Raw genomic sequence first — 19,881 nt, forward strand, 5'->3', positions numbered from 1 at the left:
CTTTTCATATTTATAGCTTAGGCGAATAAACCCAACAATAAAGATTAACGCTCGCGCAGCAGCCATTGTGGGGTGATTTCATGCTGGCCGTTCTCATCGGTAATAAACAGCGATTCTTCGCTGATCATAATGGCCCAGTTGATAGCCCTTGGCAGATCTTTAGCAATCACCGCTAGCGCCTCTTGCGGAAGCCTCGCCACATGCACATTTTTCAACGAGGATACGCTAGGCAGTACTTTGCTTTCCCATAAGTCGACCCGGCCGTATGCAAGCAGCGAAACCCGCTCTGCCCGGCGCGAGCACCAGGTAAGACGCTCGGCATCAGGCAGCCCGACTTCAATCCAGTGCAGCAAACGACCATCCAGGCTTTTCTCCCATAGCGCGGGTTCGTCCACATCGGAAAGCCCGCGGCCAAAAGCTAGCGTCTCGCTGTACCACAGGACATAGGCAAGCAGGCGCGCGGTCATGCGCTCTTCAGTTTCCGAGGGGTGACGCGCCACGGTAAAGCGCAGCGTCTCGTACACGCTGCGATCCAGATCGGTCAGATTAATATCAACTTTATAGGGCGTTGCACTAAGGGCCATGGATGTTTCCAAACGAAAATTTGCGCCAGTGTACCTGATGCATGACGCATCGAGTGAACTGGGCGAGTTAAGGCTGTCGGTAATCCGCTATTAGCGCGCCATTCTTCAGCGTTTCAGTCTCGTGCATAGGCTCACGCCACTGCTCTTCAAGCGCAGACTGATACCACGCCCGCATGGCAGGCAGCGCAAGTAAATGCTCGACATAAGCCTTAGCGTCTTCACTAACCGGCAGATTAAACGTCTGCACGCGAAACGCCACCGGGGCATAAAAAGCATCCACCGCGGTGAAGTTTGCGCCCGCCAAATAAGGCCCGCCAAAGCGCTCAAGCCCCTGCTGCCAAAGCGTATCCAAGCGAGCAACATCGGCTTTAAGGTTGTCCGACAATCCCTTTAGCTCAACGCGCACGCCGCAATTCATTGAACAATCGTCACGCAGGGCACCAAAACCGCTGTGCATTTCAGCGGCAGCAGAGCGCGCCCAGGCACGTGCGAGCTTATCCGATGGCCACACCGTTGCATGCTGCTCGGCTAAGTACTCAATAATAGCGAGCGAATCCCATATCGCCAGCTCGCCACTGGCCGTCATATCGACTAAGCAAGGCACTAAGCCTGAGGGTGAAAAACGCAGGAAGGTGTCACGACTTTCACCCAAGCCACCTTCAAACGGCATGAGATGTTCATTAAACGGAATGTCTAGAACCTTCATCAATACCCATGGGCGCAGCGACCAGGACGAGTAATTCTTATTGGCGATATAAAGATCAAACATACACACCTCAGCTTATATAGGGACTGAACGACAATTGATGCCATAAACACGCACAAACCTAGTAAAAATAAACCTAGCAAACACAAATCTAGTAAAAACAGCCGTATCGGCGCACATCCTATGTCTATCTGTTTAGCAGAATTGCTGTCGCCGGACTAGTGATTATCTCAACGCCGTTGCCCGTCCATTTAAACCAAGGTCGTGTATCCAGCCAGCATTCAAGCTGTAAAATGTTACCGATAACATCGACAGTCATTAGCCTTATTTTTTCGGAGCGCTCGCATGAACGGATGGACTCAGACGATGTCCGCAGGACCACTGCTAAGCATTGCCGCAGTGGCTGTCTTATCCCTTTTGGTGTTAATCATCAGGTTTAAAATGCACGCCTTCTTGGCGTTGATGCTGGTGAGCCTGCTCACCGCACTAGCTACCCAAATACCTATTGACGCCATTGTGCCCACGCTGGTGAATAGTTTCGGTGGCACGCTAGGGGCCGTTGCGCTGCTTGTCGGCCTGGGTGCGATGCTTGGCAAGCTTGTCGAGCATTCGGGGGGCGCGAAGGCGCTTTCTGACAAAATGATTGAGGTCTTTGGCGAAAAGCGCGCGCCGTTTGCACTGGGTATCGCCTCGCTGCTAATGGGTTTTCCCATTTTCTTTGACGCTGGCTTAATCGTCATGCTGCCGATTATCTTTGCGGTATCGCGCCGTTTAGGCGGCCCGATACTGCTCTACGCCATGCCTGCGGCCGCGGCATTCTCGGTTATGCATGTTTTCTTGCCCCCTCATCCAGGCCCGGTGAGCGCGTCGGAACTGTACAATGCCAACCTAGGCCTCCTTCTGCTAACCGGCGTGATAATTGCCTTCCCACTCTGGTGGATCTCAGGCTACATGTGGGGAAAAGTTGTCGCGAAACGCCATCCGTTCCCGCTGAGTAAGGGACTGTTTGGCGACATTAGCGACGACGAAGTGACCAATCCGCCTTCCGTTGGTGTGGTGATCAGCATGCTGATGCTGCCACTTGTACTGATCTTTATGAACACCGGCCTTAACTCGCTGCGCTCCATCGGCGCGGTTGACAGCGACCAACTGTGGTTTCAGCTGCTTTCAGCGCTCGGCAATACGCCTATCGCACTGCTCATTTCAACGTTAGTAGCCATGTTAGTGCTGGGCCGTCGCCAAGGAATGGAAGGCAATGCGTTAGAAAAAGTGCTCGATTCCTCGCTCGGGCCGATTTGCTCGGTGGTGCTGATTACCGGCGCTGGCGGCATGTTCGGTGGCGTGCTGCGCGCATCGGGCATTGGCGATGCGCTATCCAGCTCGTTAAGTGATATTGGCCTGCCTATCATCCTGGCGGCCTATGTAATTGCAGTGATTATGCGTCTCGCCCAAGGGTCGGCAACGGTCGCACTGGTAACGGCGGCGGGGCTAATGGCGCCCGCCGTGATTGGCGGTGATTTCACCTCAATGCAAGTAGTGGCGATTACGTTAGCCACGGCCGCAGGCTCCGTGTTTGCAGGCCACGTGAATGATTCAGGCTTCTGGCTAGTGGGTCGGCTGCTCGGTATGGATGTCAAAACAACGCTGAAAACGTGGACCGTCCAGCAGGCCCTTGAGTCAGTGGTCGGCTTTATCTTCGCGTATATCATTTTCATGATGTTTTAGGTGACTACTATGAAGCAGGCACTTTTCGATATTAGCGACCGCTTAGCGCTGGTCACCGGCTCTTCTAGAGGGCTTGGCAATGCTCTCGCAAGAGGATTGGCACACCAGGGCGCGCGGGTCATCCTACACGGGCGTGATCTAGACAAAGTGAAGGCAGAAGCAGATAAAGTGGCGCAAGACACAGGGGCCACCGTTGAAGCGATCAGTTTCGATGTCACCGATGCTAACGCTACCAAGCAGGCGCTTGAAACACTGATTGATAACTACGGAACGCCGGATATTCTGATCAATAATGCCGGGCTTCAGCGCCGCGCACCGTTCAATGAGTTTGACACTGCTGATTGGGATGCTCTTATCGCGACCAATCTGTCGAGTTTATTTTATGTTTCCCGCGCCTTAACGCCTGCTATGAGCGAACGCGGCTCCGGCAAAATCATTAACATCGGCTCCGTGCAGTCTAAACTTGCCAGAGAAACCATCGCGCCTTACTCCGCCACAAAAGGCGGCGTTGCGCTACTGACACAGGGCATGGCCGCGGATTTGGCCCGCTTCAATATCCAGGTCAACTGTATTTCTCCCGGCTATTTCAAGACCGAAATGAATACCGCTTTGTGGCAAGACCCAGCCTTTAACCAATGGGTCGAAAAGCGTACGCCAGCCCAGCGCTGGGGGCATTTCGACGAGCTGGTGGGCACGCTTATCTATCTCTGCTCGGGCGCCTCAAGTTTCGTTTCGGGGCAAAATATTTTCGTCGATGGCGGGATGACCTCGGTCGTATAACTGCCCAGACCTTCCCTTTAGGAAGCAGCGCCATGCAAGCATTAGTCATTCACGGTAAGCAAGATCTACGGGAAGAAAGCATTACACTGCCCGCATTAGCCTCTGGAAAAGTACGTTTGCGTATGTCTTTCGGCGGCATCTGCGGCTCAGATCTTCACTACTATCATGAGGGAGCCAATGGCGCTTTTGTGATTCGTGAACCAATGATTCCCGGCCACGAGATGTCGGGAATCGTCGAGGAAGACCCTAGCGGGCAATGGCCGCAGGGAACACCGGTCACGCTGCACCCTGCAACGTTTGGCAACAGCCAGCCCGGCATCGAAGACAAGCCGCACCTGTGGCCCAATGGTGCTTATCTAGGCTCTGCCTCTACCTGGCCGCATACGCAGGGTGGCATGAGCCAGTTTTTAGATGCCGATATCAGTATGCTAAGGGCACTGCCTGGTACCTTGCCTCTGGCGCGCGCCGCCCTAGCAGAACCCTTATCCGTGGGCTTGCATGGCATCCAGGTAGCCGGCGGGGTCGATCAAAAGCGCGTATTGGTATGCGGTGCGGGGCCCATTGGCTTGCTCGCCGCAGCGGCAGCGCTTGCCAAAGGGGCCCGCGAAGTTTGCATTACCGACGTTCTGGATGGCCCGCTATCCCGCGCCCGCAAACTGGGGGTGCATAGCACTATTCAGGTAGGCACGGATGAGCTGCCTCAAGAAGCTTTTGATGTGGTGCTTGAGTGCACCGGCGTTCCCGCATCGATCAACAGCGCTATTCTCGCCGTACGTCGTGCAGGCGTTATCGTTCAAATAGGCATGATGCCTGCAACGCCACAGCCGATTGCGCTAGCGTCATTGATTTCAAAAGAGGCTCAGCTGAGAGGCTGCTTCCGTTTCAACGATGAAATTGATGAAGCCATCAGGCTGCTCGCTGCCGATGCCCGCTTCGATAGCGTCATCACTCACGTGCTGCCTGCCAAAGATGCCCAGCACGCATTTTCAATTGCTAAAGATGCGCAAGTATCCGGCAAGGTGTTGATCGAGCTTTGGAAGTAACAAACACAGGCATAAATCGTATAAATAAAACGGGGGTGACGCCGGCGTCACCCCCACTACCAATCAAAATTTATTAACCAAATGCTTATAAGCGGATTTTACATAACAGACCTTAAAGCGAGATGTTAAAAGTTAGCTTTGCGCTTTTCTACAAAGGCGCTCATACCTTCTTTCTGTTCTTCACCGGCGAAACAGAGGGCAAACAGGCTCGTTTCCAGCGCCAGCGCGCTATCAAGGTCTTGGTCTAATCCATCGTGAACCGCTTGTTTAGCGCCGCGCACGGACTGCGGGCCATTGCCTTTAAGCTGCTTGGTGAGTTCTTCGACGTAGCTCTCCAGCTCAGCCTGCGGCATTACTCGGTTAACGAGCCCGATACGCAGTGCTTCTTGGGCATCAATCTTACGACCCGTGGTGACAAGGTCAATCGCCATGGCGGGGCCAACGCGACGCGGCAAGCGCTGGGTGCCACCAAAGCCGGGGATCACACCCAGCAGCACTTCTGGCTGCCCAAACACGGCGTTATCGCTGGCTACGGCCCAGTCGCAGGCCAGTGCCAATTCGCAGCCGCCGCCAAGGCAAAACCCGTTTACCAGCGCGACCACCGGCACTGGCAATGTCTCTAAGCGTTTAATCGTGCGCAGCGCTTGGCTGGCAAATGCTCGCGCCTCTTCAGGCGTTTTTTCACGCATCTCGGTAATATCGGCTCCCGCCACGAAGGATTTCTCGCCCGCCCCCGTAATCAGCACCGCGCGTAAACCCGGGTGAGCTTCCAGCGCCACTAAATGGGCTTCTAATGCGGCGAGCACTTCGCTGTTTAGCGCATTGAGCGCCTTAGGACGATTAATGGTTAATCGCACCATTCCATCGTTATCAACTTTCTCAATCACTGACTCACTCATGGCGGGCTCCTTAATTGTTATGGGCATACGCTGTTATATCGTAGCCAGAAAAATACCACTCAACCCTAGCGAACGCTTGGTTGAGTGGCAATGACTTATTTATGCAGCCTTTCCCGGCTTAGCATTGAGACCATCCAGCTCTCAATTAATCGTAGTGGTAAAAGCCGCGGCCGGTTTTTCGACCGAGATAGCCTGCGGCTACCATGCGTTTAAGCAGCGGGCACGGGCGATATTTGGGGTCGCCAAAGCCTTCTTGAAGCACGTTCATAATCGCTAAACAGACATCTAGGCCAATCAGGTCTGCCAGCGCTAGCGGCCCCATGGGATGTGCGGCACCTAGCTTCATGGCGTCATCAACTGCTTCTGGGGTGGCGGTACCCTCTTGAACAATAAACGCCGCCTCGTTGATCATCGGCACTAGTAAGCGGTTCACTGCAAAGCCCGGCGCATCGCCCACCGGCACGGCGGTTTTGCCTAATGCCTTGGCAAGCTGCTCGATACGCTCAACGGTAGCGTCAGAGGTCTGCTCGGCGCGAATCACTTCTACCAATTTGAGCACCGGCACGGGGTTAAAGAAGTGCATGCCTACCACGCGTTCGGGATGTTCGCACACCGCCGCCAAGCGGGTGAGCGACAGCGATGAGGTATTGGAGGCCAAAATAGCCGTGCTGTTCAATTGGCTTAGATCGCGAAAAAGCGTCTCTTTGAGTGCTGGCTGCTCAGGCGCTGCCTCAATAATCACCGCACAGTCGCTAAGCGCCTGTAACGAGGTCGTGGTCGAGAGGCGCGCCAAAGCGGCCTTTTTATCTGCCTCCGTGATCTTTTCTTTAGCAACCAGCTTGGCTAAGCCTTTGTCGACGTTCGCTTCGGCGCGACCCAGCTGCTCTTCGGCCACATCAAAAAGACGTACCGTAAACCCGCTGGCGGCCACTACCTGGGCAATCCCCTGCCCCATCGTACCCGCGCCGACGACGCCAATTAGTTGGTCACTCATTCACTTTCTCCTTAATCCACTATCAATGATTTTTAGCTTCTTCACGCAATACGAATTTTTGTATCTTACCCGTTGAGGTTTTCGGCAGTTCGCTGAAAATCACCGTCTTAGGCACTTTGTAGCCCGCCAAACGTTCGCGACAGTGGGCGATAATATCGGCCTCAGTGACTTCCCCGTAGCCGACTTTCAGCTTCACAAATGCACAGGGCGTTTCGCCCCACTTCTCGTCGGGCTTAGCCACCACCGCCGCCTCTTCAACGGCAGGATGGCCGTAAATAGCGTCTTCTACTTCGATGGTCGAGATGTTTTCACCACCGGAAATAATGATGTCTTTAGAGCGGTCTTTGATCTCGATATAGCCATCCGGGTGCCACACAGCCAAATCGCCGGTGTGATACCAACCACCCGCTAGCACCTGCTCGGTTGCCTCAGGGTTTTTTAAGTAGCCCTTCATCACGTTATTACCGCGCATCAGTATCTCACCCATGGTTTGACCGTCTTTGGGGATAGGTTCCATCGTGAGCGGGTCGGCCACGCATAATGCTTCGAGCATGTGATAGCGCACGCCCTGGCGAGCTTTTATTTTCGCCCGCGCTTCAAGAGGCAACTCATCCCACGCCTCACGCCAGGCACAAACGGTCACCGGCCCGTACACTTCGGTTAAGCCGTAAACGTGGGTAACCTCGATGCCTAGAGTTTCAACGCCAGCAATCACCGCGGCAGGCGGCGCAGCACCGGCGGTGGTAACTTTCACCGAATGATCGAACTGGCGCTTATCTTCAGCGGGCAAATTAACTAAGCCATTGAGAATAATCGGTGCGCCGCTGAAGTGGCTAACCTTTTCATCAGCAATCAGTTGCATAACCTTTTTAGGCTCGACACGGCGCAGGCACACGTTGACGCCTGCATTGGCGGCAATCGTCCATGGAAAACACCAGCCATTGCAGTGGAACATAGGCAGCGTCCACAGATAGATCGGGTGGTGGGGCATCGCCCACTCCATAATATTGCTCACCGCGTTCAGGTAAGCGCCACGGTGGTGATAAACCACGCCCTTGGGTTTTCCCGTTGTGCCAGAGGTATAGTTGAGTGAGATCGCATTCCATTCATCGTCAGGTAGCTGATAAGCGAAATCGGCGTCACCTTCATTGAGCAGCGCTTCGTACTCAATCTCCCCAATACCGTCTATTTCACCCAGAAACGCCACGTCGGCCACATCGATGATCAGCGGCTTATGTTCGAGCTTGGCAACGGCCTGCTGGATAACGTCAGCAAACTCGGGGTCCACCAGAATCGCCTTGGCTTCGCCATGCGCAAGCATGTAGCTGATCGCCTCAGCATCCAGGCGGATATTTAAGGTATTGAGCACACAGCCCGCTAGTGGCACGCCAAAATGCGCTTCAAACATAGCTGGAATATTAGGCAGCATGGCCGCCACCGTTTGACCCGGCTGAATACCACGCTGTTTGAGCGCAGAGGCAAGCTGGCGGCAGCGCGTCCAGGTTTCGCCCCAGGTGCGGCGAGTGCTGCCATGCACGATGGCGGGATAATCGGGGTAAATCGACGCGGAGCGCTCGATAAAGGTCAGCGGCGAAAGCGGCACGTGATTGGCAACGGTTTTGGGTAAGCCTTGCTCGAAGATAGCGCTCATAGTCGACTCCTACCTATTGTTATTAAAAGCGATCGTTTTAAATGCATGTTTTGATAGCCTACAAACAGCGCCGCCGCCTTTAAGGCGGCGGCGCGTAGCTATGTGATTCGCGTCAATGAATCTCAAAGTCGCTAAGGCATTGCATGCCCGCCTCAATGACCGCGCGCTGGGCACGGCCAACCGGCAGCCATTGAGTGATAGCAAACTCTGCGCTGCGCAGCTTGGCAGCGTAGAAAGGGTCGTCGCTGCCGTTATCAAGCGCAACTTGAGCACTGAGCGCCGCTTGCCCCATTTGCCAGGCGCACAGCACGTGCCCCGCTAAGCTGAGAAACGGCGTGGCGTAGGCCTGCACCGCGTCCGCCCCTTTTTCAGGGTCGGCGCCCTGCTTGAGCACTATCGCTTGGGCGGTTTTTAGATCGTCTAAGCCGGCGGCTAAGCCACTGCCTAACGCAGCAAGCGCAGGGTTCGCGTTGAGCTGTTCGACGGTAGTGGCAACGTCATCTAGCAGCGCAGTTAGCGCCTCGCCACCATCGCGTTGAAGCTTACGCCCTGCCAAATCAAGCGCCTGAATGCCATTAGTACCTTCGTAAATCGGAGCAATCCGCGCATCGCGCAGCAGCTGAGCTACGCCGGTCTCTTCCACGTAGCCCATCCCTCCGTGCACCTGAATGCCCATGGACGCGATATCAACCGCCTGGTCAGTGGAAAAACTTTTAATCACCGGAATAAGAATATCGGCGCGGGCCTGTGCAGCGCTGCGCGTATCGCGGCTGTCTGCATGACGGGCTGTATCCAGCTCGGCGGCGCAATACAGCGCCAGTGCCCGCAATGCATCGGTACGCGAGCGCATTGAAAGTAGCATACGGCGCACGTCGAAATGATCGCTAATACTGCATTCAGCACCGCCACGCGAGGCCGGCGCTCGCCCCTGACGACGCTCAAGCGCGTAGGCGAAGGCATGCTGGCAGGCACGCTCAGCCACGCCAATGCCCTGGACACCTACTTTGTGGCGAGCCTCGTTCATCATGGTAAACATATGATTCAGACCACGCCCTTCCTGGCCGACCAAGTAGCCAATCGCACCGCCATTTTCACCAAAGCTTAGCGTGCAGGTGGGGGAACCGTGAATGCCCAGCTTATGCTCAATGGATGCACAGGTGACGTCGTTGCGCTCTCCAAGCGAGCCGTCGTCATTGACCAAAAACTTGGGCACTAAAAACAGTGAAATGCCTTTATTGCCTTGCGGCGCATCGGGCTTTCGGGCCAGGACTAGATGAATGATATTGTCAGCGGCGTCGTGCTCGCCCCAGGTGATATAGATTTTCTGGCCGCTAATGCGGTAGTGATCGTTTTCGGGCACGGCGCGAGTGCGCACTTGGGAAAGGTCCGACCCCGCTTGGGATTCGGTAAGGTTCATCGTGCCCGTCCAGCTACCTTCCACTAATTTGGGCAAGTAAGTGGATTTGAGGGCATCGCTGCCGTGGTGCGCCAGCGCCTCGATAGCGCCAGCGGTTAGCATGGGGCAAAGACCTAGCGCCATATTGGCACCGTGAAGCATTTCCTGAACGGCACTGGCCACCACTTCAGGCAAATTCTGCCCACCTAACGCCTCGGATACGCCAATACCGTTCCAGCCACCCTCTACATACGCCTGATAAGCCGCTGCAAAGCCATCCGGTGACGTCACGCTGCCGTCGGTATGACGCTTGGCACCCTGTCGATCACCGCTAGCATTTAGCGGCCCCCAGACATCGCCCGCAAGCTTTGCCGCTTCTTCAAGCACTGCCTCAACTAAATCGGGCGTAGCTTCTTCAAAGCCTGGCAGGCTTAGCGAGCGATGCGCGAGCAGCTCTTCGAGCACAAAGCGCAAGTCGCGTACGGGCGCAGCGTAAACATTCATGGCGAACCTCGGCAGAGAGTGAATCTGGGCGTTCTTAAACAATTGTTTGAAAGTAGCGCTACGATAGTAGTAATACTCTCGCCCAGACACCATTAGCCCAAGGTATCAGCCGCCGCCAATAATGCCTCTATATTGCGCTACTTGCGCACGCCCATCTGCTCCACGTCATCATAATAGGTGATATGACTTTCATCTTCGGCAGGCGGCCCTACCACGGGCTCAACGGCGTCAACATCCCATACCGCGTCGGACAAATCTTCCAGGTGCTCGTGCTCTAGCGCGCCCTGCATTAATTCTTCGGTCACCACTAGCTCGGCACCCGCTGCGGTCATTGGCGTTGTTGGCGTAAATGGAGCCACGGGCACCGGCGCTGGGCGAACATGGCGACGCCAGGAAAAGAACATGACGAGGAACAGGCTGAGCGAACCAAAAGCCCAGAATAGACCTGCGTCGCCTATCGCCGTCATGACCGGTGAAATCATTAGCGGGCTTAGCGTGGCGCCAATCGAATTGATCAACAGCAAGCCCTGGCTCATACGCACTAAGGCGCCCGCGGGTGCACGGTCAGCGGCATGGCTAACCGCGACAGGGTAAAGAGCAAACACCCCGCCGCCGAGCAAGAACAGCAGCCCTGCTAACAGCGGGGTTGAGAGCGGCAGCCAGAGTATCGCCGCCGAAATCAATACACAGAAGCCGCTAATCCCAATCAACACCATCTGACGGTCGTGGCGGTCCGACCAGCGGCCAATCGGATACTGCAGCAGCATGGCGCCCATAATCACCACGGCCATCATCTGCCCTACCTGGCTAACGCTCATACCGTTACGCTGCAAATAGAGCGGTAGCAGCGTATAGGCCGCCGCCACTACCATGCCCGAGCCCAAACTACCCATCACCCCGGTGGGTGTCAGCATAATCAAACGATGGGGAGGCAGCGGTTCGGCATGTTCCATGATCGGCGAGACACGGGGAATCATTGCCATTGGCAGGACGGATAGCGAGGCCAGCAAACCAATCACCATAAAGGGCGCGGTGACGCCCATGGCGTTAGTCACGCCTAGCAGTAGCTGGCCCAAGACCCCGGCGCCATATAGCGAAATCATATACAGCGCCAGCAGGCGGCCGCGGACCTTTTGATCCCCGGCGGTCAGCAGCCAGCTTTCAATGACCAGATAAACGCCCACCGTCGCCCAGCCGCCAATCAGGCGTAGGCCAAACCAGGCCCATGGGTCGAAAAACAAGCCCTGCAGCAGCACCGTAACTGCGACGAGTGAGGCGAAACTACCGTAGGCACGAATGTGGCCAATGCGCAGCAACAGGCGATCATTCACCAGCGCACCCAACGCTAAGCCGATAAAGTAAGCCGACGACACAATACCGATCACCGTGGCCGACTCACCGGCGGCGTCCAGACGCACGGTAATTAAGGTGGCAAGAAAACCGTTGCCAATCCCGAGAATGAATAGCCCTAACAGGGGCGCCAGCGCCATGGCTAATAGTTGCCGCGACATGAAAACCTCACCTTGCCTACAGGAGTGAAAAACACGCATGAAACATGTTGCCAAATGTGCTCAAAACCACCGTCATCTCACCTGGCACACCTAGTCAGGCTGGGGTATCGGCGCGCAATTATTGCCCTCAATGGTGCAAAGTCAATGCTTTTCGAATGCTTCGCTCACTCGCGCTGGCGGTTTCTAAACAATAACCGTGTCGGGGCCAGGAAATTCCACTACCAAATTATTCTCTTGTGCCCACCAGCGAAAGGTCGCTTCACTAAAAAAGCTAACGTGCGTGGGGGTCGCTAATATAGTGCCAGTGGGGTAAATAAACGCCCTAAAAAGCGCCGGCATCCCGTATCATGCGGCGAGTTTTGATGTTTATCGTATTCGGCTTTGGCAGCGGCGGCGCTCAAATGCTGCTCCGGGGGGAACACATACCAGCGCGCACGTGGCACACTGGTCATAGTCACGACGCTGGTCCCTGTGGTAAAGCGCAGTGTAAGTTTCCGCGCATAGCGGGCAGCGGCGCATCATCGTATTCTCTGGCTTATCGCTATGGTTTAAGGAAAGAGGCATGCTAACAGGTCTGGATCATCTTGTTGTTACCGTCACGGACATGGGGCGCGCGGTGGATTTTTACTCCCGCGTGCTAGGCTTAGACGTACGCTATCGCGATGCCCAGCGGGTCGATCTAATGCTTGGGGATACCGCGCTACGTCTGCATCAAACAGACACCGATATCGCCCCCGTCTCCGCAACGCCTACTCCCGGCAGCCTGGATTTATGCCTGCGCTGCCAGCTGCCGCTGGACGAATTTAAGCAGCATCTGGACGCCTTGACGATTGACGTGGAGCTTGGGCCTGTGGCTCGCCAGGGCGCCAACGGGCCGATTGAGTCAATTTATCTGCGCGACCCGGACGGCAACCTGCTGGAGATTTGCCGAGCTTCTTCACGCTAAGCATTGGCCCGCGTTAATGCCAAGCCGGGGATCGCAAGGTATCATACGGCCCTTGAACAGCAGCCGCTGTGCTGGGTAATGCGCAGCGAGCTCTATGCCCTTATACAGATTGATCGAAAGGAAACGCTATGCGTGATAACGCCAATGCGCCGCTTGAAGGCGAAATAATCAGCGAAGAACAGCGCCACCAGCCCGACACCACGCTGGCGATGGTTATTTATGCGCTTTATCTGGCCAGTTTTTTTCTCGGTTTTACGTCAGTTATCGGGGTGGTCATCGCCTATGTGTATAAAGGCAAAGGCCCTGCCTGGCTAGAAGAGCACTATCGCTACCAGATTCGCACCTTCTGGATAGGGCTGGTGTACGGCATCGTGTTTTCGCTCTTGACCTTCATACTGATCGGTTTTCCATTACTGTTGGCGCTCGGCGTATGGCTGATCATCCGCTGCGTTAAGGGCTTTAAAGGGCTGCAAGAGAAGCGTGCACCCACCAACGTAGATACTTGGCTGCTCTAATAATGACTCAGCACAGGTCTGAATCCGATGGGCGTTTCTCAAAAGCCAGTGCCATTAGCGGGCTTTGGCGTCATTTGTCAGGCTGGTCGCTCTCACGCCTGTGGCGGGTTTCCTCAGCGCTAGGGCCTCAGGTTTACCGCTTTAGCAAGCGTGAACGCTTTATCACAGAGCGCAACTTGGGCGTTGTTTACCCCCATTTTTCGGCTGCCGAACGCAAGACGCTTGCCAGGCATAGCCTGCGCCACTCAACGGCAACCATGTTAGAGCTTGGGCATGCCTGGATGGCGGAGCCGGATAACGTTGAAGCGGGAATTTTGGCGGTCTATGGGCGTGACAAACTCGATAGCGCCCGGTCGCAAGGCCGTGGAGTGATTGTGCTAGCCCCGCACTTTGGTAACTGGGAAGTGCTCAACTTTTGGCTGTCGAGCCACTTCCCCTTTACCGCCATGTACGAGCCACCCAAAATTACCGCTTTAGACCCCATCATTCGCCATGGCCGAGAGCGTATGGGAGCAAGCCTAGTGCCGACGAATCCTCGCGGCGTCGCGGCACTGCTCAAAGCGCTTAAACGTAGCGAAGCTATTGGCATATTGCCCGACCAAGAACCCGACTGGGGCAGCGGTGTTTTCGCACCTTTTTTTGGTCGCGATGCCTACACCGCCACGCTGCTGCCAAAACTAGTGGCGCGTACCCAAGCAAGAGTCGTCACCGGCGTGGCGCTGCGCGTTCCTGGCAAAGGCTTTGAGATCCACTTTCTAGATGCCGACGAGCGCGTTTATAGCGCCGATGACGTGGAGTCTGCCACGGGGGTCAACGCTTGCGTAGAAAACGCCATTGCCCTGGACCCCGCGCAGTATCAGTGGGAGTACAAACGCTACCGTAAAGTGGTGCAAGAACAGCAGCAATTGCCCAACTTTCGCGACTTTCGACCGTATTGATAACGCCTCATTCTTACGGCAGATTACTCGTTATTGTCACGGGCATACACATCGTCTAAGCGCTCTATATCGTCCTCGCCCAGGTAGCTTCCCGACTGCACTTCGATCAATTCAAGAGGAATCTTGCCAGTGTTTTCCAGCCGGTGAAGCGCCCCGATGGGAATATAGGTCGACTGATTTTCACAGACTAAGAAACTCCGCTCTTCAATCGTCACCCGTGCCGTGCCGCTCACCACTACCCAGTGTTCAGCGCGGTGATGGTGGCGCTGCAACGACAGCCGCCCACCGGGTTTCACAGTAATGTGCTTCACCTGATAACGCTCGCCGCTATCCATCGCTTGAAAGCTTCCCCAAGGACGCTGAACCTGAGGCGCGCATTCAGGCTCGCGACGCCCCGCCAGAGAGAGTGCCGCCACCAGCTGTTTGACCTGCTGTGCCTGCTCACGGTGAGCGATTAATACGCTGTCAGATGTTTCCACGACAATCAGATTTTGCACACCCAGCGTTGCCACCAAGCGATGTTCGGCAATTACCAGCGAGTCCTGGGTATCGGTTAGCCAGGTATCGCCTTTGGCAGCGTTACCAGCTTCATCAGGCACTACCGTTGCCCACAGCGCATCAAAACTACCGATGTCGCTCCACTGCGCCCTCAGCGGCACCACCGCGGCGCGCTCGCAGTGTTCCATGACCGCATAGTCGATAGAGTCCCCCGGGCAGCGGCAAAATGCCTCTTCGCCCAGGCGCAGAAAATCTAAGTCGCGATGGGCCGAGCTAACCGCCTCCACGCAGGCCGCAAGCATCGTCGGCTGCAGGCGCTCTAACTGCTCTAAATAGCTTGAAGCACGCAGCAAAAACATGCCGCTGTTCCACAGGTAGTCGCCGCTTGCTACCAGCTTAGCGGCGCGCTCGGCGTCAGGCTTTTCGATAAATGCGGCAAGATGATGCCCCCCGTCTAAGGGCGCACCGCAGGCAATGTAGCCATAGCCAGTTTCAGGCTGGGTCGGCACGACGCCAAACGTCACCAGGTAGCCTGCTTCGGCGAGCGGCGTGGCAAGCGCAACGCTGTGCTGAAATGCGCCAACATCGCCTATTTCATGATCCGCCGGCAGCACCAGGAGTAGCGGATCATCGCCGGCTTGCCGCGCCAGCAATGCCGCACAGGCAATCGCGGGTGCGGTATTACGCCCTTCGGGCTCAAGCACCAGCGTAGCCGCTTGATTCATTTCGCGCAGCTGTTCGGCCATTAAGAACCGGTGGCTCTGATGCCCCATCAGCATCGGGGCTTTATCGGTCAGCCCGACTAAGCGCCTCAGCGTTTGCTGCAACAAACTCTGCGGCGACGTTAAGCGCAAAAATTGTTTAGGCATTTGCTCTCTTGATAGCGGCCAAAGCCGAGTGCCGCTACCACCGCTTAAAATTACCGGCTGAATCATGGTTCCATCCTTGTGGTCATCCTTGCATCAGAGCACGCGTTTTAGCGAATAGGCTCACCGAAATCGGCCTGTAACCAGTGACGCAGCTCGCTCATTCTAGGCGCATTTTCAGCCTGTTCGAGCGCAGGCAGCGTGCCGGGTACAAATCCGCGGGCGATAAACGGCGCCAGAAGCGCGGGGTCTGCACTGATGATATGCACCGGCACCGCCGCGCTAGCATTATCACCGGTAATTAACGGCGCAGCCTGATGATCACCAAGAACGATCATCAGCGTTTTGTCGTCCACCACCCGCTCCGCCCAGCGCCCGGTGACTTTTACAGCGTAGTCCACCGACCAAGCATAGTGATCGCGAATACGTTCGATGTCTTGCCACAGCACTTCTGGCGGGGCGCCGGCGTTTTCCCACGGTGCAAAAATGCGGCCATCCTCGATTAACGACCAGTCTTCAATGACCGGCAGTATCGGTGTCCAGGGCGCATGGCTAGAAATCAACGCCTGCTGGGCAAACACCGGCGAGTCGCCTAGCAGGTATTTTTGAGTGTAATCGAGAGTGAACTGGTCGGGCATAGTCACCCAGTTAAGGGCAGGGCCGGCGTAGTCGATATCGTTGGCGGCGGCTATTTCATCGAAACCGTAAATCTCGCCTTCCGGCCACGCCATGGTAATAGCGGGCATGACGGCTAGCGTGCGCTGCCCGGTGGCACGAAAATCATCAATCAACGTGGAATGGCCGCTGTCTAACATCAGCCGATACCACAACTGGTTGTCGATCCACCGGCCGCTGAGCGTGGTCGCGTGCGCCAGCCACGACTGCCCTCCGCGAATCGGGGCTTCTAACATACCCGACACGACGTGAATATCTCGCTTTTCTAAGCGCTGCTGCATCTCGGCAAGGGTGGGCAGCAACACGTCAGCATAGCGCGGGTCATTCAGCGCCGAGATGCCGTAAGACTCAATGAAAGTCAGCAGCACATTATGTCCCTCAAGCCCTGGCAGGGCCTGGGCCTGCATAGGCGCATCTTCCAACTGCGCGATAAATTCACGGCGAGCAGCATGGGTATCAGTTACTTGCTGCCATTGAAAACGCGTGATGTTGACCAAAGGCAGGCGGGCGCTATCCACTAATCGCATACCGTTAAGCTCAAGCGCTGCACCGCCGGTCGCCATCACTAGCAGCGCTAATGCAACCACTCTGGGTATGCGCTTAGTAACGTAAGACGCTGGTGGCAGTAGCAGCCATGCCAAGCCCGCAGCAATACCCAGCAGCAAGCCGGCGCCGGCCAGCATTGCGCACACGGCCAAAAATTGCCCGAGATTACCTTCCAGCAAGTTATAAACCGCGCTCATTAAAGGCAAATCGAGATAGAGGTTGAGTGGCCTGGCAAAGGCCATATGCGTCGCGGCAGTTCCCAGGTTAGTTGCCGTTGCCAATACCACCCAGCTCACCAGCCCCACTGCCACGATGAGGCGAGCCCTGCCACGAGGAAGCAGCAGCATTAAAGGCGCGATGACCAACGCTTCCCAGGCAATCAGATGTGAGCTGATATCACTAAAACGCCACCACAGCGGCGCGATGAGCAGCAGATTGAGCAGCAGTACCGTTGATAATAATCGAGTCATCGCATTCTCGTGTGTGTCTGCTTTAGCTTAAGATACCTAAGATAAGAGCTATCAGTGTCCTACCTTATTGAAAGGCAATAGACAGGCGCAAGGCATAGGGCTGCTGAAAAACACCATAATAATGTATGTCGAAAGGATTTCGCCCATGTGTGTTAGCAGCGTTAATAGAGGCAAGGTTGATAAAAACAAAGTTGGTAAAGACCGGGTTGGCAAAGACAGGGCTCGCAAAGACAGAGCTAGGAGGGTGCGGGCTGGCAAATTGACAGTGTTACTCGGCTGCACGATCGCATCGACTGCGTTTGCCGACGATGACCAGCACTTCAACGCGGTGATTGAACGTGCGCAACAGCTTGCTGAGAATACGTATCAAGCCCCTGAAGAAACGCTGCCTGATGCGCTGCGTGATATTAGTTACGATACCTATCGGCAAATTCGCTTTGATCCAGAGCATGCTTACTGGAAAGAAGAAAGCCCGTTTAACTTACAGCTATTTCACAGCGGCTTCCTTTTCCAAACCCCCATTGTGCTCAATGTTATTGAGAACGAGGGCATTGAAAACGACAGCGTAGCCTCTCTGCCGTTTGCGCCCGAGGATTACAACTACGAAGGAAATGCTGAAGCGCTGAAGGAACAGGATTTATCGGGTAGCGGCCATGCGGGATTCCGCCTGCATTATCCACTCAATAACGAAGAATACGCAGACGAAGTAGCGGTTTTCCTTGGCGCGAGCTATTTTCGCATCGTAGGACGCGACCAAGTGTATGGGCTTTCGACGCGGGGGCTGGCAATCGATACGGCGTCCCCCGACGGCGAAGAGTTTCCAGCATTCCGCGAATTTTGGTTTTATAAGCCCACTGCTGATGCCGATCACCTTGAGCTATTGGCACTGTTGGATAGCCCTTCTGTCAGCGGCGCCTATCGCTTTATTATCCGGCCCGGTGACGATACGCAGGTGGAAGTAGAAGCCGAGCTATTTGCGCGAGACGATATTGCCAAGCTAGGCGTTGCCCCACTCACCAGCATGTTTACTTATGGCGAAGCGAGCCGCGAGCGCCCGGACGATTTTCGCCCGCAGGTACACGACTCGGATGGGCTACTGATGCATACCGGTAGCGATGAGTGGATTTGGCGCCCGCTGAATAACCCTGATGATCTTCACACCTCGGTGTTTATTGACGCATCGCCACAGGGGTTTGGCCTCATGCAGCGCGAGCGCGACTTTAACCGCTACTTAGATACGGAGGCCCAGTATCATCGCCGTCCCAGCCAGTGGGTGGAGCCTTTAGACGACTGGGGCCCTGGTCACGTTGAGCTGATTGAGATCCCCACTGCCGATGAAACTCACGACAACATTGTTGCCTTCTGGGTCGCCGATGACGCGCTGAAGGCCGGTGAGTCTCGCCGCCTGCACTACCGCACCTACACCCTCAATGCTCAGCCAGAAGACGCAATGCTTGGGCAAGTCATTCGCACCCGTCATGGCCGTGTCGGCATTATCGAGCAGGAAGATTCAGCCTCGTCAGGGCAGCGCCAGTTTATTATCGACTTTCAGGGGGGCGCGCTAGATGAGCTAACGGCCGACCAACCGGTTGAGCTAGATATCAGTATCCAAGACGGTGAGGTGCTGTTGCCTCAAGTCACCGCCCTACCTAATAAGGGCTGGCGCGCTAGCTTCAGACTCCCCGCCAGCGATCAGCCTAGCGATGTTAGCCTCAGACTGACCTTAAATGGCGAACCGGTTAGCGAAACCTGGAATTACGTGTGGTATCCGGATGTCTGACCCAAGCAACACAACGCTATCCCTTATCTGGCTCATCATCCGCTATAGGTCGTTCACGCTATGATTTACCACTGGCAAGCGCTTACCTCTTCACAACTCGCCGATATCGCCCAGCGCGACCCGGTGGCGGTACTGGTGCTCGGTGCCATAGAGCAGCATGGCACTCACCTGCCTTTAGCCACTGATCTCACTATTGGCCTAGGCCTTCAGGCGGCCATGCTGGAGCAGTTGAATGAATCGCTTAATGTCATTTGCCTACCGCCAATTTCCGTGGGCGCCAGCGATGAGCATGCAAGTTTTCCCGGCACGCTGAGCTTGCCCGCGCCGCTTGCTATTGCCACTCTGGAAGCCTATGGCGATAGCCTAGCCCAGACGGGCATTCGCCGCCTGGTACTGCTAAACAGCCATGGCGGTAACAAAGCGGTGATGGACATCGCCGGGCTAACGCTGCGGCGGCGATATGCCATGCGTGTGGTAAAAGCGACCTATACGCGGCTACCTCCTCTTGAAGACGGCATTGATGCTGAAGAACTACGCTATGGATTACACGGCGGACTGCTGGAGACCGCGATGATGCGGCACTTAGCACCATCGCTTGTGCAGCTTGATGACTACCAAGCCGCCCCCACCGCGGCGCCACAGGGCAACGCATTAGTCAGTGCAGAGGGCGCCGCGGCGTTTGCATGGCTAGCAGAAGACCTAAGTGCTCAGGGCGTGGCAGGTGATGCCACTCTCGCTAGCATTGAATTAGGAGAGCGGTTAGTACGCCACTACGCAAGCCAACTTGCCATGGTAGTAACAGAAACCGCCCAATTGCCACCGTTAGCAGAGCAAGAATAACGCTCTGACGAGCG

General features: G+C 55.6%; 17 protein-coding genes. 8 read left to right on the forward strand and 9 right to left on the reverse strand.

Annotated features, from left to right (window positions below):
- Window positions 1–44: 44 nt before the first annotated feature.
- Together ACT3RP_RS01500 and ACT3RP_RS01505 are read right to left on the reverse strand one after the other, a co-directional pair.
- Entirely contained in the window at window positions 45–584 is a 540-nt protein-coding gene (locus tag ACT3RP_RS01500) for a YaeQ family protein (RefSeq protein WP_096281537.1), read from the reverse strand.
- A gap of 67 nt (window positions 585–651) precedes the next feature.
- Entirely contained in the window at window positions 652–1,353 is a 702-nt protein-coding gene (locus ACT3RP_RS01505) for a glutathione S-transferase family protein (RefSeq protein ID WP_483393085.1), read from the reverse strand.
- Window positions 1,354–1,635: 282 nt separating this feature from the next.
- Here ACT3RP_RS01505 and ACT3RP_RS01510 point away from each other — a divergent pair, with 282 nt between their 5' ends.
- The 3 genes from ACT3RP_RS01510 to ACT3RP_RS01520 are packed head-to-tail and all read left to right on the forward strand — an operon-like array spanning window position 1,636 to window position 4,838.
- Entirely contained in the window at window positions 1,636–3,015 is a 1,380-nt protein-coding gene (locus tag ACT3RP_RS01510; protein ID WP_096281541.1) for a GntP family permease, read from the forward strand.
- Between the two features lie 9 nt (window positions 3,016–3,024).
- Window positions 3,025–3,795, forward strand: a complete 771-nt coding sequence (locus ACT3RP_RS01515) for an SDR family oxidoreductase (RefSeq protein ID WP_096281543.1) — start codon at window positions 3,025–3,027, stop codon at window positions 3,793–3,795.
- Between the two features lie 32 nt (window positions 3,796–3,827).
- Window positions 3,828–4,838 (forward strand): L-idonate 5-dehydrogenase, encoded by a 1,011-nt coding sequence (locus ACT3RP_RS01520; protein WP_483393086.1) that lies wholly within the window; start codon window positions 3,828–3,830, stop codon window positions 4,836–4,838.
- 125 nt (window positions 4,839–4,963) lie between these two features.
- Here ACT3RP_RS01520 and ACT3RP_RS01525 read toward each other — a convergent pair whose 3' ends face one another.
- The 5 genes from ACT3RP_RS01525 to ACT3RP_RS01545 all read right to left on the reverse strand — a co-directional run bounded on the left by ACT3RP_RS01525 (window position 4,964) and on the right by ACT3RP_RS01545 (window position 11,793).
- Window positions 4,964–5,737 (reverse strand): enoyl-CoA hydratase/isomerase family protein, encoded by a 774-nt coding sequence (locus ACT3RP_RS01525; protein ID WP_096281550.1) that lies wholly within the window; start codon window positions 5,735–5,737, stop codon window positions 4,964–4,966.
- 145 nt (window positions 5,738–5,882) lie between these two features.
- On the reverse strand, window positions 5,883–6,731 hold the full coding sequence (locus tag ACT3RP_RS01530) for a 3-hydroxybutyryl-CoA dehydrogenase (RefSeq protein WP_441684603.1): 849 nt from the start codon (window positions 6,729–6,731) through the stop codon (window positions 5,883–5,885).
- A gap of 22 nt (window positions 6,732–6,753) precedes the next feature.
- Window positions 6,754–8,382, reverse strand: coding sequence for an acyl-CoA synthetase (locus ACT3RP_RS01535; RefSeq protein ID WP_483393087.1), 1,629 nt, complete (start codon window positions 8,380–8,382; stop codon window positions 6,754–6,756).
- 112 nt (window positions 8,383–8,494) lie between these two features.
- On the reverse strand, window positions 8,495–10,282 hold the full coding sequence (locus tag ACT3RP_RS01540) for an acyl-CoA dehydrogenase (protein WP_483393088.1): 1,788 nt from the start codon (window positions 10,280–10,282) through the stop codon (window positions 8,495–8,497).
- A gap of 137 nt (window positions 10,283–10,419) precedes the next feature.
- Entirely contained in the window at window positions 10,420–11,793 is a 1,374-nt protein-coding gene (locus tag ACT3RP_RS01545; RefSeq protein WP_096281558.1) for an MFS transporter, read from the reverse strand.
- 562 nt (window positions 11,794–12,355) lie between these two features.
- Between ACT3RP_RS01545 and ACT3RP_RS01550 the strand changes: the two genes are divergently transcribed.
- The 3 genes from ACT3RP_RS01550 to ACT3RP_RS01560 all read left to right on the forward strand — a co-directional run bounded on the left by ACT3RP_RS01550 (window position 12,356) and on the right by ACT3RP_RS01560 (window position 14,192).
- A complete protein-coding gene (locus ACT3RP_RS01550; RefSeq protein WP_483393089.1) occupies window positions 12,356–12,739 on the forward strand; it encodes a VOC family protein in 384 nt (127 codons plus the stop codon).
- 128 nt (window positions 12,740–12,867) lie between these two features.
- Window positions 12,868–13,254: a DUF4870 family protein gene (locus ACT3RP_RS01555; protein ID WP_441684609.1), complete on the forward strand. Its 387-nt coding sequence runs from the start codon at window positions 12,868–12,870 to the stop codon at window positions 13,252–13,254.
- A 2-nt stretch (window positions 13,255–13,256) separates the two neighbouring features.
- Complete coding sequence (locus ACT3RP_RS01560; protein WP_483393090.1) at window positions 13,257–14,192, forward strand: lysophospholipid acyltransferase family protein; 936 nt, start codon at window positions 13,257–13,259, stop codon at window positions 14,190–14,192.
- 23 nt (window positions 14,193–14,215) lie between these two features.
- On the opposite strand, the gene ACT3RP_RS01565 is transcribed toward ACT3RP_RS01560, so the two are convergent.
- Entirely contained in the window at window positions 14,216–15,625 is a 1,410-nt protein-coding gene (locus tag ACT3RP_RS01565; RefSeq protein WP_483393091.1) for a mannose-1-phosphate guanylyltransferase/mannose-6-phosphate isomerase, read from the reverse strand.
- 41 nt (window positions 15,626–15,666) lie between these two features.
- A complete protein-coding gene (locus ACT3RP_RS01570; protein WP_483393092.1) occupies window positions 15,667–17,247 on the reverse strand; it encodes an alkaline phosphatase in 1,581 nt (526 codons plus the stop codon).
- Between the two features lie 259 nt (window positions 17,248–17,506).
- On the opposite strand from ACT3RP_RS01570, the gene ACT3RP_RS01575 reads away from it, so the two are divergent.
- Complete coding sequence (locus tag ACT3RP_RS01575) at window positions 17,507–19,027, forward strand: OpgD/OpgG family glucan biosynthesis protein (protein WP_483393093.1); 1,521 nt, start codon at window positions 17,507–17,509, stop codon at window positions 19,025–19,027.
- 60 nt (window positions 19,028–19,087) lie between these two features.
- Window positions 19,088–19,867: a creatininase family protein gene (locus ACT3RP_RS01580; protein ID WP_483393094.1), complete on the forward strand. Its 780-nt coding sequence runs from the start codon at window positions 19,088–19,090 to the stop codon at window positions 19,865–19,867.
- Window positions 19,868–19,881 lie beyond the last annotated feature (14 nt).

This window comes from Halomonas sp. AOP5-B2-8 (assembly GCF_052376475.1).
Classification (GTDB): Bacteria; Pseudomonadota; Gammaproteobacteria; order Pseudomonadales; family Halomonadaceae; genus Vreelandella; species Vreelandella casei.

Excerpts from the sequence above, each read along its gene's own strand:
- ACT3RP_RS01500 (WP_096281537.1), bottom strand. The coding sequence starts at position 584 with ATGGCCCTTAGTGCAACGCCCTATAAAGTTGATATTAATCTGACCGAT.
- ACT3RP_RS01505 (WP_483393085.1), bottom strand. The coding sequence starts at position 1,353 with ATGTTTGATCTTTATATCGCCAATAAGAATTACTCGTCCTGGTCGCTG.
- ACT3RP_RS01510 (WP_096281541.1), top strand. The coding sequence starts at position 1,636 with ATGAACGGATGGACTCAGACGATGTCCGCAGGACCACTGCTAAGCATT.
- ACT3RP_RS01515 (WP_096281543.1), top strand. The coding sequence starts at position 3,025 with ATGAAGCAGGCACTTTTCGATATTAGCGACCGCTTAGCGCTGGTCACC.
- ACT3RP_RS01520 (WP_483393086.1), top strand. The coding sequence starts at position 3,828 with ATGCAAGCATTAGTCATTCACGGTAAGCAAGATCTACGGGAAGAAAGC.
- ACT3RP_RS01525 (WP_096281550.1), bottom strand. The coding sequence starts at position 5,737 with ATGAGTGAGTCAGTGATTGAGAAAGTTGATAACGATGGAATGGTGCGA.
- ACT3RP_RS01530 (WP_441684603.1), bottom strand. The coding sequence starts at position 6,731 with ATGAGTGACCAACTAATTGGCGTCGTCGGCGCGGGTACGATGGGGCAG.
- ACT3RP_RS01535 (WP_483393087.1), bottom strand. The coding sequence starts at position 8,382 with ATGAGCGCTATCTTCGAGCAAGGCTTACCCAAAACCGTTGCCAATCAC.
- ACT3RP_RS01540 (WP_483393088.1), bottom strand. The coding sequence starts at position 10,282 with ATGAATGTTTACGCTGCGCCCGTACGCGACTTGCGCTTTGTGCTCGAA.
- ACT3RP_RS01545 (WP_096281558.1), bottom strand. The coding sequence starts at position 11,793 with ATGTCGCGGCAACTATTAGCCATGGCGCTGGCGCCCCTGTTAGGGCTA.
- ACT3RP_RS01550 (WP_483393089.1), top strand. The coding sequence starts at position 12,356 with ATGCTAACAGGTCTGGATCATCTTGTTGTTACCGTCACGGACATGGGG.
- ACT3RP_RS01555 (WP_441684609.1), top strand. The coding sequence starts at position 12,868 with ATGCGTGATAACGCCAATGCGCCGCTTGAAGGCGAAATAATCAGCGAA.
- ACT3RP_RS01560 (WP_483393090.1), top strand. The coding sequence starts at position 13,257 with ATGACTCAGCACAGGTCTGAATCCGATGGGCGTTTCTCAAAAGCCAGT.
- ACT3RP_RS01565 (WP_483393091.1), bottom strand. The coding sequence starts at position 15,625 with ATGATTCAGCCGGTAATTTTAAGCGGTGGTAGCGGCACTCGGCTTTGG.
- ACT3RP_RS01570 (WP_483393092.1), bottom strand. The coding sequence starts at position 17,247 with ATGACTCGATTATTATCAACGGTACTGCTGCTCAATCTGCTGCTCATC.
- ACT3RP_RS01580 (WP_483393094.1), top strand. The coding sequence starts at position 19,088 with ATGATTTACCACTGGCAAGCGCTTACCTCTTCACAACTCGCCGATATC.